Below are 15,268 nucleotides of genomic sequence, written 5' to 3'. Positions count from 1 at the left end.
GGGGTCACTTCCTTTCCGCCGACGGCGCTCACATGTACGGGATTCACGGCGTGTCACCGAACAAACGCGCGCGCTCGCCGGCCACGCTCAGGGCTCACCAGGCCGGCGCGGGGTCCAGCATCGCGACGTGGTCGTTCTGCCACTGGTACCGGACGGTGGTGGTCGGACCTGGGCACGCCGTGCAGACTTCCCTGTCGTCCTTGTAGTCCAGGGCAACGGTGTCATCCGTGGTCTTGGCCGCGTTGACGGTCGTGAACGCATACGCCTTCAGCGTCGCCACGCCCACGTAGTTGCCTTGATGGAACAACAACGCCAGATCGGGCGAGCTGCCGGTGGCTCCGACGACCGTGATGATGACCGTCGACAGCGTTGCGCACGGGTTGTAGTTGCTGCTCGGATCGAAGCTCTTCACGTTGTGGTCCCACGCGGAGCCCTGCGGCAGCGTCGGCAATGCCCCGAGCGCCGCCTCGATCTGGGGGGCATTCAGATTCACCCCGCACGTCGGGTCTGCATGACCGGGTGGCGCGAGCGGATTCAGCACGCAGAGCGCGGCGATCACGGCGCTCAGGACAACGACTCGCATCGAAACACTGCCTCCTTGTCGGCTGCATTCAATGGTCGCCCTGTTTTCGTCCCGGCTGGTAGGACCGCAATGACATTGTGTCGAAGAAGTGACCAATGCCGTGGGCCGTGCCGAGCCCTCTACTTCGGCTGATTCGGTACGCCGGGGAACAGTTGCCGGGTCGGGCCCGAGGTCACCCACCCGCCCAATTTCGTCGCCAGATGAGGCGCAAACACCGCGCCGTACATCAGGTTGCCGACGATCACCACGGCAGCGACGGACAACAACGCCGAGGTCAGCTGGCCTCCCGCCGTTCTGTCGGCCCAGGTCTCGATGACATTGCGGCCTTCGGCATCCGTGCGTCCGAGTAGGTAGGTGAAGACCATCATCTGTACGCCCATGGCGAGCGAATCGTAGACCGGATATTGGTGGGTGGTCCCTTCGAAGACGGCGAGTCCGGGGATGACATAGCCGTAGTGGAAGACCCCGAGTCGCGCGCCGATGAACGCGTTGAAGACGAATGCCCAACAGAAGCCGACGATCAGGCCGACCGTGAGCAGCGTGGTCGGCCGTCTCCAGCCGAACTGCCCGCTCAACCGCTGCCCGACGGCTGCGCCGATCGTGGCCGGCAGCACGAAATAGCCGATGTAGCCGACCGGAACCGACGACGGCAGGCCACCCCAGGTCATGTTCAACGGCCACCACGACGGCATGCGCGGCAGGGCCGGCGGGAACTGTGCGTACATCGCCCAGTCGTAGGGCGCCTCGATCCAGGAGAACGAGATCGCCGAGATGCACAGCAGCAGCAAGGGATGCAGGCGGCCACGGCGGATGCTCAGATATACGCCGACCGCGGTGAAGACGATGCCGCTGCCCCAGCCGAAGATGACGGCGGCCGTCAGCAACGGGGTCAGCCCGGTGCTCATCGCCGGGCTTCGGGGTCGACGTAGAGGACCACCCCATAGATCGCGGCGATCAGCACAAGCAGGGTGCCGAGCATGATGACTGCGCCCACATTTAATAGTGGACACTATCTTAAGTGGGCGGTCAAGGAGCCCATCGTCGAAAAGCCACGCCCCAGCGCAGTGCCGGCCCCGCGCCGGCCGCGGCGCGACGAGCTTGCGCGAGCGGCGCCGACTGCTGCTCGACGAGGCCCGGGAACTGTTCGCGCGCACGGACTATCGCAGCACCACCACCGGCGAGATCGCCTCGACTGCCGGGGTCACCGAATATCCGAGTTCGGGCCATGGCAGCCGGTGGTGCCCGAGGAAACCGACGACGACGAACTGGCTCGCAATCTCGCCGGCCAGCCCTACGCGGCCGACAGCAACCGCGGGGCGGTGGCCGGAAAAGGGTTGGGCATCACCGGGTGCCGAGATTCATGGCGCCGATGGTATGAGTGGCCACCCGCACGACTTCGGCGGATTCACGGCCGACCAGGTCAGCGAGAATGTCGACGTCCTTGGCGAGCAGCGAGCCGGCGAGTTGCGCCATCACCGAAAGACTGTGCCCGGAGCCGCCGACCACCTCGGCACCGTAGCTGCGGCCACTGCCCTTGGCCAGGACCTCGGTGAGAGCTTCTTTGTCCACTCCGAGTTCGTCGGCAACGGTGAAGACACTCGCGGCCAGCCCGAGGTGCGCACTGAACAGTGCGTTGTTCAACAGCTTCGCCACCTGGCCGGCTCCCAGACCACCAAGGTGGACAAGCGGGTTCGCAAATGTTTCCAGCACTGGCCGGCAGCGATCGACCGCGGCGTGGTCACCGCCGACCATCACCAGCAACGCCCTGGCGGCCGCCAGGCGACCTCCGCCCGACACCGGGGCGTCGACGATGCGTAGGCGCGGGAAGTCGTCCTGCAGGCGTCGGCAGGTAGCGGGGTGGACGGTGCTGTGAATCACCACGATTCCGCCGTCAGCCATCCCGGCCAGCGCGCCATGGTCACCGCGCAGCACCTCGTCGACGTCCGAATCGCCAACGACGCACAGGCACAACACCTCCGATGCGACGCCGAGGGCGCGACGGTCGGCCGCGACGGCGGCGCCGGTGTCGGCGAAGGGCTGCAGAGACTCCCGGCGGCGTGCCCACAACGTCGTCGGGAAGCCGTCCTCGACGATCCGGCGGGCCATGGGGCCACCCTGTGACCCCAGACCCACGAACCCGACTCGCAAGCGGGTCATTCCGGTGCCTCGATGCTTGTCCGGTTACGGGCCTCTATGTCGTTGGCGCGTCGCATGAATGGATCGTGCACCTCTGCGGCGGTGATGACCACCAGGGAACCCCCCTCCCAAAACGGTATCTGACCCGGCGCGAAGGTCGCATCATCCATCTGCGAGCGGCGTCGACCGCGCGGCCTGTCGACGATCTGTTGGTGGCGGTGTCCGGCACAGTCGACGACACCTGAGGTGCTGCGGTACCGCCATGGCAGGATTCATCGCTATGGCAGACAACAAGTTCGGCAGAGTAGCCGGCAAGGTCGCGTTGATCACCGGCGCAGCACGAGGCCAGGGCCGCGAACACGCGATCCGACTGGCCGAGGAGGGCGCCGACATCATCGCGATCGATGCCTGCGCGGACATTGATGGTGTTGCCTATCCCGGGGCCACCGACACCGACCTTGCCGATACCGCGGACCTGGTGGAGAAGTCTGGCCGCCGCATCCTCACCGCGAAGGCAGACGTGCGCGACGTGACAAGCCTGCGGGCGGCGGTCACCCAGGGCGTGGAAGCGTTGGGCCCGCTGGACATCGTGGTGGCCAATGCCGGCATCAGCGGGGTTCCCGCGCCCGCGGCGATGATCGAGGAATCCGCGTGGCAGACGATGATGGACATCAACCTGACCGGGGTGTGGCACACCGTCAAAGTGGCACTGCCGCACATGACCAACGGCGGCGGGTCGATCATACTGGTCAGCTCCATGCTGGGCATCCGCGGCGGCGGCTATATGGCTCACTACGCCTCGGCCAAACACGCTGTCGTCGGGTTGATGAACTCGCTGGCCAATGAGCTTGCGCCGCAATGGATCCGAGTCAACTCGATCCATCCGGGCAACGTGCTGACCCCGATGCTCGACAACGACTGGTTCGTCCGGACACTCAGGCCCGACCTGCCTAACCCCACCGTGCAAGATGCCGGTGAGATCATCGGTAAGTTCCACCTGTTGCCCAAGCCGCTGATCGAGGCACGCGCCGTCAGCAATGCCGTGCTTTTCCTGGCCTCCGACGAGGCGCAGTACATCACCGGCGCGGCGCTGCCGGTCGACGCCGGCGCGGTCGCGAAGTTCTGACCGACTCATTGGCGCGGCAGTCGGCGCAGCCGGTCGGGATCTCCCAGCACGCACAGATAGGGCTCTCCGTCGTCTGCTGTGGCAACGCTGACGGGTAATTCGTTGGCTCCCGGGCTGTCGGGTTCGACGAGCAGGTCCAACTCGCCAGACCCGACGTACAGCACGGCGTCGTCGTTGGACAGCCTCCACCGCCGGCCATCGGTCGGCCACTGCCCGCCGACCGTCCGAATATCAAGGCGCTCAACGTCTTCTGACTCGTCGGCCTGCAGGCAATTCACCCACAACTGCCCTGGCAGTGGGCGGAAGTACACCGCGAGGCGCTGGCGGTTGAGGTTGACGTCGACCGGTATGCCGATGGGCGGCAGCGAGGTCCCCTCGGGTTGATCGTTCAGCGACTTTTTCAACTGACGCGACCCGATCCCGGTGCCGAACCAGTCAATGGTCAGCACGGTGGTGAGGTATTGGGCGATCGCCAGCGTCAACAGGCCACCCGCCCCGGCGGCCCCCACTCCCGCGGCCCCGGCCGCTGCGGTAACCGGAAGCGCGATTAGACCGGCGACGGCCGCGGCGCCGGCCGCTGTCGCCACTTTTCCGGCCGTCGTGAGGCTGAAGTCCGGATTCACCTCGGGCTCAGGCGGATTCTGCACCGGCCGGACTCCGACAGTGCGCGGCAGCTCGTCGAACAGCTCGCTGACCCGCTTGACTTCTGCTTCGTATTCTTCGCCGCGGAGCTCACCGGCGCGCTTCTTTTCCGCCGCCGATGCCAGCGCCCGCTGCAGGCTTTCGATCGTCTTGAAGTTGGCGCGCCGTGTCTCCTCCACCTTCGGGTCGCGCGGAATCTCGTCCAGGCCCATCTCGTAGGTGACCTTGAAGCTGGCCTTGAAGTCGTAGAGTTTGGTTTCGGCGCTGACGGTGCCGTCCAACACCAGTCGACCGTCCCCGGTACGCGGCACAATGTCGGCGTCGAGAGCGTCGAGGCGGCGCTCGTCACCACCGATGTTGATGGTCTTGGGCCCCAGCAGCAGGCACGGTACGTCGGGGGCGAAGTCGCTTTCGTCGAGTTCGAAGGTGTTGCACACGGTGTCGCGAACCTGACGCAGGATGCTCCACCCAGTGACCGCCAATCCCGTCTTCTCGTAAGGGTTTTCGGCCAGAATCGACGGTGGGAGCTGTTCCCCGGCAGGCAGGTCCCGCAGCGTCTGCAGTTGAACCACCATGGCTTCGTGGGTGGTGTCGCCGATCTCGAAGCGGTGCACGATGGCGTCGAGAGCCTTGACGGTGCCGTCGTCCTGCGTGTCCGGGTCGACGTCCAGCGGTGTCGGCAGCAGGCTCTGAATTCCGTTGTCGCCCATCCCGGCAAGCCGCGGGCGCATCGCGTCGGCGATCTGCGCGGCTAGCGAGTCGAGCACCCTGGTTCTCGCCTCGTCATCGGAAAGGCCGGGATGCTGCAGCTTTTCCGCGTTCATCAGCAGTTGACCCGCGATGCAGTGGGTGATCCAGTGAGCTTCGGCGTCGTCGAGTTCCCAGGTGATTCGCGGGTCCGGCCCCGTGAGGGCGGTGGTGCCGTCGGCGCGGCGTTCCAGGCCCGGCCCGAACAGTCGGGCCGCGTACTGATCGGGTAGCGCACCGGCCACCAATACCGGAGCCTCCTGGGCGGTGAAATTCAGGGCGATGGTCTGCTTGCCCGACTCGACCTGGTGCGGCTCGAGTTGGTCGTGAATGCTCAAGCGCCCGAACAGCGGGATCTCGTTGTACGGGATGTCGCGCGCCTCCCCGGCCCGCGGTCCGGCCGGGATCGTGATGGTCGCCGGCGGGAGCTCGACCAGGGGGATGCAGGTCACCGAATCAATGACTATTCGCGAATCGAAAACCACCAGATCTATCGCGAAATGTCGCAAGGGGTCCCGCATTTCGCCGTCGATCTGTTCCCGCCAGGCGCGCTGGTGCGAGTCCAGGATGAACCAGACGCGATCCAGGGTGACGTCGAGATCGGCCGTTGCGGAGTAACCGGTGCCGTCCACGGACTCGGTGTACTTGTCGCCGCTGAAGATCTCGACCGTCTGATCCTGCACGTGTTCACGATGGATTTCGATGATCGTGTCGGGCCGGTCCATGCCGATGCTGTACCCACAAATCCTCCGGAGTCAATCACCGGGGCCTACTCAGTTCTGGCGACTGAGCAGCTCGGTCACGAAGCGCTCGATGAACGCGTCCGGCCCCGCACCCCCGACCGGCCTGATGACGAACTTGGTGCGACGGTATGCCGCTTGTGATGAGCCGCCCAGCCAGATGTCCAACGGCGGCGACGGCCGGGGCGCCACGGCCGCGTTGCTGACCGTGAAGAACCGGCCGCGATAGCTGGCGCCATCCTCGACCAGTGCGGTGCGCAGAATCCGCAGCGACTCGTCAAGGACGGCCGCCCACTGGCCGTCAAGGCGTAGGCCATCCCGACCATGGGATCCACCGCGGGCGAGCAGACCAGTTCGGAGAACCACAACCCGCTAGTTCACTCCCGGCTGGCGGAGGAGATCGGCAAAGCGCTGTACCGCGGTGGTGACGCCCGCGTCGTCGCCGGTGGCGACCAGGTCGAGCAGCAGCCCGCGGATGACGGCAAGACCCAGCCGCACCAACCCCGGGTCGTTGTCCGGGCCGGCCACCTTCGCCGCCTCGTCCAGCCAGGTGTCGACGGCGCCGGGCACCATACGGGCGAAGGGCTCCTCGCCCTGGGCGCCGCGGGAGTAACACTCGAAGAACAGTCGCTCGAAGGGACGCAATTCGGGTCGGCACAAAGTGGCCCACATCGCGGCGAAACTCTCGGCCGGATCCGTTGGCAACTCCGACAGCACCCCCATCTGGCGGCGCTCGACCTCCTCGACGATAGCCAGCAGCAAGTCATCTCGGGATACGAAGTGATGCAACAGCATTCGATGACTGGTGCCCACCGCGGCCGCCACGTCGCGCAGCGACCGGTCGCCGATGCCACCGGAGGCGAATTCGACGATCAGGGCATCAAGCAGCTGCCGGCGCCGCCTGTGGTCAGGAGTGCGGGCCAAGCGAGTGCCGCAGTTGCTCGCTACGGGCCTTGAGTCCTTGGGCTTCCATCTCCAGATAACGGCGGGTGGTGCGGATCATCATCTTGGCGACCAGCGCGCCGACCGGTCCTCGTTGATCGAGCACCTGACGTACCCGCGTCCGGTCGCCGGCGATCGGAGTCAGCGAGTGCAGGGCCCAGGTGCTGCCTCCAGGCGAACGCTGCACCCAGGTCCACGACACCCCGGGCGCGACATCGCTCACTTCCCAGACCAGCTTCGGCAATCGGGGCTGCTTGATCTGGAATCGCTTGCCCACGGCCAGGCCGGGCCCGTCCAGGGCGACCAGCTCGGTGACCGAGGCGGTCCACTCCGGCCAGCGCTCGACATCGCTGAACACGTCCCACACCAGGGACGCCGGCGCGTCGATCTCGACGCCACTCTGCGTAATCATGTACCAGATGGTACACCCTATCGCTCGGGTGCGGCAGGCGGTGGACCCGCCCGGGCCGGACGGCCCCACCATGCGCCACGCCAGTCATGCCTGCGGCCGCGACCCCAAGTCCAACGGGGAACTCGATACACGTCAACGACATCGGCGGCTGGACGCTGCACCGCGACGAAACCGGCCGAAGCGGTCGATGGACAGCGCCACGCGCGCGCCCGGCCCTGGTGCTTGACGTGGCGTCGGATGTCGCGATGTTCACTCGCGGTGGGCGGACTGGACCTCCCGGGGCCTTCGTTAACCTTCGGTTTGACGAACCGTCACCTGCCAGGCAATCCTTTTCACCATGCCTCCGCGCGCACGGATCCCCGAGCAGACCCGGATCGCCGAGATCGAGCGCCGTCTGATGGAGCAGTTTCCCGAGGTCAACGCCGAGTTTCTCGACGAGGCCGTCCGCGAGCATCATTCCCGATTCGCCGCGAGCCCCATCCGGGACTTCATCCCCTTACTCGTCGAGAAGCGCGTTCGCCAGGAACTGGCCGGACTGACCCGTGGCAGCCGGGCGTAACTAGTCCCGCGATTCGGACCGGCACCTCTGGACAAGCGCAACTCCGCCGAGTGTGATAAAGCAATCTGACCTCACTTGCCGGATCGAGCCCAGGAGTCAGACCGTGCACCGATACCTGATTGCCGTGACTCTGGCAGTCGCCTTGACAACCAACACGTCCCATTCGGCGGTGACACTCACCGCGACCGGCGCAATCGACCTGGGGCAGGGCATCTCGGTAACGCCTGCGCCGGGCTGGACGATCGGGAACCAGGGTCCCGGGTGGGTGACGTTGCATAACACCTTCGCCACCGCGGAAATGGAGATCAAGGTCAAACCTGCTGTCGGCACCGACGCGGCAGCCACCCTGCAGACCGACATCGATCAACTGAGCAACCTGTCGACAACCGGACTGACCAACGTCCGAAACATGACCGTGCCGACATCCACACCGGTACAGGGCAACAATTTTCACCAGGAAGCTGCCATCGACTACAGCGCTGACGGAACGTCGGCAATGGGTCTGATTCCGGTGGTGGGCACATTCGTCGAGCTGCTGAACCCCTCGACACATCAGTCCGCGTTCATCGTGTTCGCGCAGAACGGTGACTCGACGAGTCGCGCGGACAGCCAGGGGACGATGATGGTGGACTCGATGCTGTGACGCTGGCCGCGTCCTAGGCTTTTGTCATGGACTTCGAGATTCTGCGCGCGGACTTGCACCGGACCCGCTTCGGATCCGCCGACCCGCCGTCGCCGGCGGACGGGCAGGCCGTGTTGCGAGTCGAGTCGTTCGGGCTGACGTCGAACAACATCACCTACGCCGTCTTCGGCGACGCCATGCGTTACTGGGACTTCTTCCCCGCATCCGACCCGCAGTGGGGAAGGCTGAACGTCTGGGGCTACGCACACGTCGAGGATTCTCGACACCCCGACCTGAGCGCGGGCATGCGCGTCTACGGCTACCTGCCCTGCGCCAGCCACCTGATGATCGTTCCGGACCGCGTCAATGAAAAGGGATTTATCGACGCGGCACCGCATCGGCTGCCGCTGCCCTCGGCATATCAGGGCTACCGTGACGTCACCACGGACCCCGTCTATTCTGCCGACCGTGAAGCGGAGCACATCTTGTTCTTCCCGCTCTTCTTCACCTCGTTTCTCATCGATGACTTCGTAGCGGACGAAGCCTTTTTCGGTGCGGACACCATCGTGATCTCGAGCGCTTCGTCCAAGACGGCGATCATCGCGGCCTACCTGCTCGCCAAGCGGGACGGCGCCCGGGTGGTGGGGCTGACATCGGCCGGCAACCGTGCTTTCGTCGAAGGACTGGACGTTTATGATTCAGTTCACCTGTACGACAACATTTCTGAACTGCCCGGTGACCGTGCCGTGTACATCGACATCTCCGGCGACGGAGCGGTGCGGGCCGACGTTCACGCCCGCTACGGAGATCACCTCGCGCACAGCTCCGCGGTCGGCATGACCCACTGGACGCAGATGGCGCAAGGCAGCGGCGATCTCGCCGGCCCCAAGCCCGTCTTCTTCTTCGCCCCGGACCGCATCAAGAAGCGCGGCGCAGATTGGGGCACGGCGAAACTCGACCAGAACGTCGCCGAATCATGGGCGCCGTTCGCGCAGTGGGCCTCGAATTGGCTTCGAGTGGAACGGATCTCGACTGAGGACGAGATTCAGCGAGCCTACCTGGAGTTGCTCGACGGGAAGGTCGACCCGACGGCCGGCACCCTCGTCGATCTGTGATCGGCGGGTCGGCACAGCTGTGAGGAGACTGCATTGGCAGTAGTCGTGACCGCGTTCGCCGCCGTTTTCTTCCTCGGCATGGGCCTGTACGCGCTGGCCGCCCCGGCGAGCCTGATCCAGGTTTTCGGCATCACGCTGCCAACGCGTGAGTCGCGCTCCGAGGTGAGGGCCGTGTACGGCGGATTCGGGGTGGCGATCGCGGGTGTGCTGGCGTTTGCGGCATTCCAGCCGGGCTTGGGGACAGGTTCGACGCGAACCGCAATCATGGCCACCGTCGGGCTTGCACTTGCGGGCATGGCGCTTGGCCGCGTCGTATCGGCCGTCATAGAAGGCCGAACCTCGTTCTACCCCAACTGGTTCTACTTCGTCGTCGAAGTAGTCATCGGCGGTGCCCTGCTGCTGACCGCCCGAAGCTAACCGACGGCCGGCGGGGTTCCCCAGCAGTCAACGACCTCTCCGACATGACGTAGCAGCACGTAGCGGTAGTCCATCACGGTTGCCTGGGTAGTCGAATCGGCATAGCCGGCCTTCGCTTCAGCCTCATCACCCGCGTACACGGTGGTCGGCACCGGAGGCACCCCGGGATTATCCGGCGCGGACGGCTCACCGACCTCGACGGACCAGGAATGCTCAGTCGCGCCCGTCATGGTCCTTCTTTCTGGCGCACTCCGCTTCGGAGCGACTCTTGCCCGCCGCCCGTCGGTGTCTGGTGGCGGCCTCACCGTGCAGGTCACCGGTGCTATTGGGCTTTGCGTTGCTGGCCCACTCGTGACCTTCGGCAATCTGCTCATCGAGTTGCGCCGCGCGATCACCCGCGTCAGCGCGCTCACGTGCTGTGTCCGGCATGTCAGCAGGGATAGCCAGACAACCGACACCCAAACAGATGGGCGGCACCCGATCAGGCATGCTGAATCCGTGTTCGACGCGCTCGACCACGTCATCGTCGCCGTCGGCGACCTCAGCGACGCCACGCGCCGCTACGCCACCCTGCTGTCGCGAAGTCCGTCGTGGCGCGGCGAACATCCGGGCTGGGGCACGGCGAATACGCTCTTCAAGGTCGAGAACACCTACCTGGAACTGATCACGCCGGATGGCGACGGTCCGCTGGGGAGCACTGTCGCGGAGCAGTTGGACAGACGAGGCGATGGCCCGATCGGGCTCGCGTTCGCCACCTCCGACCTCGACGACGCCCACGCCCGACTCGCCGCCAACGGCCTTGAGCCGCCGCCTGTCTCGCCGGGCCACGGCCGCGACACCGCCACCGGCATGGAGCGGCACTGGCGCAGCGTGCTGCTGCCGCCGGCACGCACCCGCGGCGTGCTGATCATCGCGATCGAGCACCAATCCCCCAGCCGGCTCCCCGAGGCCGCGCCGGTCGGATCCGCCGATACCTCGGCACAGGGCATAGTCACCGGGATCGACCACGCGGTCGTGCAGACATCCGACGGGGACGGCGCGATCGCGCTGTACCGCGACGGGCTGGGCCTGCGTCTCGCGCTGGACCGCGGCTTCCCCGACTGGGGCATGCGGCTGATTTTTCTACGCGTCGGCGGCGTCACCGTCGAGATCGCCCAGCCGCTGCGTACCGCGCAGTTGCCGGAGCACACCGATGCGCTCTGGGGACTTTCCTGGCGGGTACCGAACGCCGACGCGGCGCGGAACCGGTTGCTGGCAGCCGGCCTCGATGTCTCCGAGGTTCGACCCGGCCGCAAGCCCGGCACGCGCGTCGTCAGCGTCAGGGACGGCACCTGCGGAGTGCCCACGCTGCTGATCGGGCCGCGTTGAGGTCGTGCCTGCCGGCGCTCGCCGCGCTCACATTGCTTGGCGTGCTGGTGCAGTGCGCCCGTACGGAGCCACCTCATCCAGCCACAGCGACATCTCCTCCCTCATCACCATCGTCCCCAGCCGCTCCCGCCGCCCCGGTCGTGCAGCCGGTGACCGCCGCCGATCTCGGCGCGAGCTGGCGACCGGGCTGTCCCGTCGAACCCGCGCAGCTGCGACGAATCCGTATCAGCCACATGGGTTTTGACGGGCAGCCGCACGACGGCGAGCTGATCGTGCACGAAGACCTGGTGCCGGCCGTCATCAACATCTTCGGGCAGCTCTTGGGTCTGGGCTATCCCATCGAGCGAATGCAGAATGTGGACCGGTACCCGGGCGCCGACGACGAACTGTCGATGGAGGACGACAACACCTCGGCGTTCAACTGCCGCACCATTCCGGGCACCGGCCGCTGGGCTCAACACGCCTACGGCCGCGCGATCGACCTCAACCCGCGCCTCAACCCGTGCCTCTACTCCGGTGGCGACTTCGAACCGCTCAACGCGGCAACATATTTGGACCGCAGCCGCATCGACGCCGGGATCTTGCACCGCGGCGACCCGGCGGTGCACGCCTTCACCGATCGAGGCTGGCTGTGGGGCGGTGACTGGGCGATGCCGGTTGACTACCAGCATTTCGAGCGGCCCTGAAGGAGCTCAGAGGCCGAGCGCGCGAGCAGCCGCCGTCGCCACCTCGCCGCGCAGGTTCGACATCGGAGGACTGCCGCGGGTGTGGATCGAATTGGCGAGCACAACGATGTAAGTGTCGGAGCCCGGGTCGATCCACAGCGAGGTTCCCGTGAAGCCGGTGTGGCCGAAGCTGCCGATGGGAAAGACCGCGCCCCGCGGTGCGGACTGTCCGGTGTCGATATCCCAGCCGAAGCCGCGCAGGTTCTGGCCCGCGATCGCCGGATAGCGCGCGGCGAGCAGCGAATGGTTGCTGGCAGGCCGTTGCGCGAGGGCTATCCGGGCAGCCTGATTGGCGGCTTCGAGTTGCTGGGGTGTGTGTCCCGGTTGCTGCGGCGCGGTCATCATCTGCAAAGTCGTTTGCTCAAGCGGGAATTGGCTTGGCCGTCCGGCCAGCCGGTCGAGCAGGGCCTGAGCGAAAATGCTGACGTCGTATGCCGTGGAGAACACGCCGGCATGCCCAGCAACCCCGCCCATGCGCCGGGCCGTCGTGTCGTGCACGGTGCCCCGAAGCAGGTGGTCGAGGTCGGGGTTCTTGCCCGGGTCGGCTCTGCCCTCTTCGTCACGTGCGGTCGGCGCGATACGCGCCAGCACACTGGTGTCCCAGGCGCCTGCCGGACAGCTGCCTGGGCCTGACCCCGGAGCCCAGGCGACAGCGGACCCGTAGGTGACGTGCGGGCCGCACGCCTTGGCCGGGGGCAGGAACCGGGTGTCGGCCATGCCCAGCGGGGCGAAAATGTGTTCCTGGGCATACACATCGAGCGCCTCACCGGTGATTTTCTCGACCAGCGCACCGAGCAGGATGAAGTTGATGTCGGAGTAGCGGAAACCCTCGCCGGGGCCGGACTGCAGCCGCGTGGTCAATGCGCGGCGGATGCCTTCGGACTTGTCGGGTCCCGCCAGTCCCCAGGGGTCCTTGAGTTCGACGTCGCCCGGTTCGCCCGAGGTGTGCGTGAGCAACATCCGAATCGTCACCTTCGCACGCCGTGGGTCGTTGCCCGGGTTGAAGTCCGCCAGATACTGCTGGACGGGATCGTCGACGCGCACGCTGCCCTGTTCGTAAAGCTGCATGACGGCAGTCGCGGTGACCAGGTTCTTGGTCAGTGACGCCAGATCGAAGATTGTGTCCTCGGTCATCGGCTCGGCGGGCGCCGGCCGGCCGTCCAGGCCAGGTTCACCGCCGTGCTTGCGAGAGCCGTACGCCTGGTGGAAAGCGACGGCGCCACCGTGCCCGATCTCAACCACCGCGCCGGGCAGCTTGTCGGCTGCGATGGCATCGTTGATCAGGTTGGAGACGGCGGCGAAGGCTGGCGCGTGAGCCATCTCGGGCAACTTCGGCGGCGATACATGGACACGCGTAGGAGCGGCTGGCTCCGCTTGGCCGCTGCCGCTTAACGCAGTGCGCGGTGCGGTGCCGTGCGAGCAACCAGATACGAGCGCCATCAGCAAACTGGCGAGCGCGGCGACCTTTCGCTTCACCTGATTCCCGGCGTTCGTGGGCAGTTACAGAGCAGTTTCAGCTTAGTGTGATCCACCGAGCGAACCGAAGGACGAGGACCAGTTCGGTGTTAGCGCAGCCCACGGCCCCCATCCTCCCCGGTCCCGGCGATCGAGCCAGATGCAGAGCGATCCGTCGCCGACGGTCAGCGGACGATTCCGAGCTCCTGGTTGATCTGCTGCCAGTAGCGCGGCCCATCGATAGTCAGGATTATCCAGTCATGTATCTGGCCGTTGGCCAGGACAAAGTCGACCGGAGCATTGGCCGCTCTAGCGGCATCCTGAAGCCGGAACACATCGGGTGCGAGTGAATCCAGGTTGCCTGAGTAGACATACGTCTGCGGCAATCCGTTCATAGGTCCATACAGTGGACTCACTAAGGGGTCGTTGACGGGCAGGTTGCCAGCCCACCACTGGCCGAGCAATTGCGGCGACCGGATCGGGACTATCGGATCCTGGACGAACGCAATATTCGGATTGGTCATCCCAGCGTCTAACCATGGCGAGAGCAAGACCATGGACGATGGTGCGGGTTCACCATGGCCGACCATGTATTGGACCGCCGCTAGCGCGATGTTGCCGCCCGAAGAGTCGCCGATCACGCTCACGTTGGCGGCTCCGTGCAGACCGATCTGCTCAGAGATGAAGCCGGCCATCGCCGGTACCACCAAGGCTGCGGTCCCACCCTCCTGCAGCAACGGGTAAATCGGCACTTGCACGATTGCGCCGGTCTGGTATGACATCACCGAGTAATGAATCCAATGCAGGAACGAAGGCGGCAAGACAAAGGCACCACCGTGAATACCAATTACGTATTCGCCCGTCGGATGGGCTGGCGTAATCTGCACGACTGTGATCCCGTGGGACGTAGTCTGCTGGACAGTTTGATTCAGCAGCAAATTTAGCAGCGGCGGTGGGGAATTTCCAATTACCCAGGACAGCGGCGGGACATCGCTGGCCAGCAACGTAAGAAATGGAGAACCCGGTGCTATCAACCGAGTTTCCATTCCGGACAAGTCCAGCAGGGGTTTCACCGGGTACAGCGAAGCAAGTTCCAATCGTGTGGGCAGTGCCGGCGTGCCGGTAAAGGTCCCATCCTGGATCGCCTGGAACGGCGGTGCGGCCGGCGCCCCGACGATCTCGGTGACAAGCATGGTGCCCAGCCGGTCGATTTCGCCGGCTACCGCCGACGAGGTCTGCCGAACATTCGAAAAGACGAAATCGACCTTGTCTAACAGCGCAAAGTTTTCCACCTCGGCGGCGGCATACGCAGTATGCGCGTCGTTCAGCGTTTGGACGAACCGGTCGTGGAACGATGCCACCGCTGCGCTGGCGTCGCGATAGCTCTGCCCGTGAGCCGAGAACAACGCAGCGACAGCCGCCGACACCTCGTCTTCGGAAGCGGGCCCTACCTCAACGATGGCATTCACCACGCCCTCGTTTGCACCGGCAACCGCCGAACCGATCGAAGCAATGTTCTGCGCCGCGACAAAAAACGTTTCCTGAATCGCAAGCATTGCCGTCATGAGTCGTCTTCACCCCTTGTAGCAACTTCGCGAAGTCGTCCACTGAATATCTATCCAAGAGCAGCGGCAGACTACGCCGACCTCAATCCCTCACGCAACACTCAGGCGAGATTA

18 protein-coding genes and 1 pseudogene are annotated in these 15,268 nt (G+C 65.5%); 8 read left to right on the top strand and 11 right to left on the bottom strand.

All coding sequences use genetic code 11. The features are described 5' to 3' along the window. Positions 1–94: 94 nt before the first annotated feature. Both JX552_RS08655 and JX552_RS08650 read right to left on the bottom strand, forming a co-directional pair. A complete protein-coding gene (locus JX552_RS08655; protein WP_205876950.1) occupies positions 95–583 on the bottom strand; it encodes an LppP/LprE family lipoprotein in 489 nt (162 codons plus the stop codon). A 119-nt stretch (positions 584–702) separates the two neighbouring features. Continuing rightward, positions 703–1,488 carry a spirocyclase AveC family protein gene (locus JX552_RS08650; protein WP_205876949.1) on the bottom strand — a complete coding sequence of 262 codons (786 nt, stop codon included), beginning with the start codon at positions 1,486–1,488 and terminating at the stop codon, positions 703–705. A gap of 97 nt (positions 1,489–1,585) precedes the next feature. On the opposite strand from JX552_RS08650, the pseudogene JX552_RS34040 reads away from it, so the two are divergent. Beyond that, positions 1,586–1,750 (top strand): annotated as a pseudogene (locus JX552_RS34040) (hypothetical protein); the annotation flags it as partial. A 174-nt stretch (positions 1,751–1,924) separates the two neighbouring features. On the opposite strand, the gene JX552_RS08640 reads toward JX552_RS34040, so the two are convergent. Then, complete coding sequence (locus tag JX552_RS08640; protein WP_241010970.1) at positions 1,925–2,740, bottom strand: NAD(P)-dependent oxidoreductase; 816 nt, start codon at positions 2,738–2,740, stop codon at positions 1,925–1,927. Between the two features lie 259 nt (positions 2,741–2,999). Here JX552_RS08640 and JX552_RS08635 point away from each other — a divergent pair, with 259 nt between their 5' ends. Next, a complete protein-coding gene (locus JX552_RS08635; protein WP_205876948.1) occupies positions 3,000–3,845 on the top strand; it encodes a mycofactocin-coupled SDR family oxidoreductase in 846 nt (281 codons plus the stop codon). Positions 3,846–3,850: 5 nt separating this feature from the next. Here the strand turns inward: JX552_RS08635 and JX552_RS08630 are convergent, their stop codons facing one another. From JX552_RS08630 to JX552_RS08615, 4 genes are read right to left on the bottom strand one after another with little or no spacing between them, the layout of a single operon-like run. After that, positions 3,851–5,959, bottom strand: a complete 2,109-nt coding sequence (locus JX552_RS08630) for a hypothetical protein (protein ID WP_205876947.1) — start codon at positions 5,957–5,959, stop codon at positions 3,851–3,853. 48 nt (positions 5,960–6,007) lie between these two features. Then, positions 6,008–6,340: an LLM class flavin-dependent oxidoreductase gene (locus JX552_RS08625; protein ID WP_241010969.1), complete on the bottom strand. Its 333-nt coding sequence runs from the start codon at positions 6,338–6,340 to the stop codon at positions 6,008–6,010. A 6-nt stretch (positions 6,341–6,346) separates the two neighbouring features. Then, positions 6,347–6,898, bottom strand: coding sequence for a TetR/AcrR family transcriptional regulator (locus tag JX552_RS08620; RefSeq protein WP_205876946.1), 552 nt, complete (start codon positions 6,896–6,898; stop codon positions 6,347–6,349). Further along, positions 6,882–7,328 carry an SRPBCC family protein gene (locus tag JX552_RS08615; RefSeq protein ID WP_205876945.1) on the bottom strand — a complete coding sequence of 149 codons (447 nt, stop codon included), beginning with the start codon at positions 7,326–7,328 and terminating at the stop codon, positions 6,882–6,884. Before JX552_RS08615 ends, JX552_RS08620 begins: the two co-directional genes overlap by 17 nt. Positions 7,329–7,665: 337 nt before the next feature. Between JX552_RS08615 and JX552_RS08610 the strand changes: the two genes are divergently transcribed. From JX552_RS08610 to JX552_RS08595, 4 genes are all read left to right on the top strand, one after another. Then, the gene (locus JX552_RS08610) at positions 7,666–7,887 is read left to right on the top strand and encodes a three-helix bundle dimerization domain-containing protein (protein ID WP_205876944.1); all 222 of its coding nucleotides are present in this window, start codon (positions 7,666–7,668) and stop codon (positions 7,885–7,887) included. A 169-nt stretch (positions 7,888–8,056) separates the two neighbouring features. Continuing rightward, positions 8,057–8,530: a hypothetical protein gene (locus JX552_RS08605; RefSeq protein ID WP_205876943.1), complete on the top strand. Its 474-nt coding sequence runs from the start codon at positions 8,057–8,059 to the stop codon at positions 8,528–8,530. A gap of 26 nt (positions 8,531–8,556) precedes the next feature. Next, the gene (locus tag JX552_RS08600) at positions 8,557–9,624 is read left to right on the top strand and encodes a DUF2855 family protein (protein ID WP_205876942.1); all 1,068 of its coding nucleotides are present in this window, start codon (positions 8,557–8,559) and stop codon (positions 9,622–9,624) included. 33 nt (positions 9,625–9,657) lie between these two features. Further along, positions 9,658–10,041: a DUF4345 domain-containing protein gene (locus tag JX552_RS08595; RefSeq protein ID WP_205876941.1), complete on the top strand. Its 384-nt coding sequence runs from the start codon at positions 9,658–9,660 to the stop codon at positions 10,039–10,041. On the opposite strand, the gene JX552_RS08590 is transcribed toward JX552_RS08595, so the two are convergent. Both JX552_RS08590 and JX552_RS08585 read right to left on the bottom strand, forming a co-directional pair. Continuing rightward, the gene (locus JX552_RS08590; protein ID WP_205876940.1) at positions 10,038–10,271 is read right to left on the bottom strand and encodes a hypothetical protein; all 234 of its coding nucleotides are present in this window, start codon (positions 10,269–10,271) and stop codon (positions 10,038–10,040) included. The two genes, JX552_RS08595 and JX552_RS08590, sit on opposite strands and share 4 nt — an antisense overlap. Continuing rightward, entirely contained in the window at positions 10,255–10,470 is a 216-nt protein-coding gene (locus JX552_RS08585) for a hypothetical protein (RefSeq protein WP_205876939.1), read from the bottom strand. The genes JX552_RS08590 and JX552_RS08585 overlap by 17 nt, the downstream gene beginning before the upstream one ends. A 69-nt stretch (positions 10,471–10,539) precedes the next feature. Between JX552_RS08585 and JX552_RS08580 the strand changes: the two genes are divergently transcribed. After that, positions 10,540–11,409, top strand: a complete 870-nt coding sequence (locus tag JX552_RS08580; protein ID WP_205876938.1) for a VOC family protein — start codon at positions 10,540–10,542, stop codon at positions 11,407–11,409. Between the two features lie 8 nt (positions 11,410–11,417). Continuing rightward, a complete protein-coding gene (locus JX552_RS08575; protein ID WP_431195970.1) occupies positions 11,418–12,095 on the top strand; it encodes a M15 family metallopeptidase in 678 nt (225 codons plus the stop codon). Between the two features lie 6 nt (positions 12,096–12,101). Here JX552_RS08575 and JX552_RS08570 read toward each other — a convergent pair whose 3' ends face one another. Beyond that, entirely contained in the window at positions 12,102–13,574 is a 1,473-nt protein-coding gene (locus tag JX552_RS08570) for a serine hydrolase domain-containing protein (protein ID WP_205876937.1), read from the bottom strand. A 200-nt stretch (positions 13,575–13,774) separates the two neighbouring features. Further along, positions 13,775–15,154, bottom strand: coding sequence for a triacylglycerol lipase LipY (lipY, locus tag JX552_RS08565; protein WP_205876936.1), 1,380 nt, complete (start codon positions 15,152–15,154; stop codon positions 13,775–13,777). Positions 15,155–15,268 lie beyond the last annotated feature (114 nt).

This window comes from Mycobacterium gordonae, from assembly GCF_017086405.1.
GTDB lineage: Bacteria > Actinomycetota > Actinomycetes > Mycobacteriales > Mycobacteriaceae > Mycobacterium > Mycobacterium gordonae_D.
This window is presented reverse-complemented; position numbering and strand designations above follow the sequence as displayed.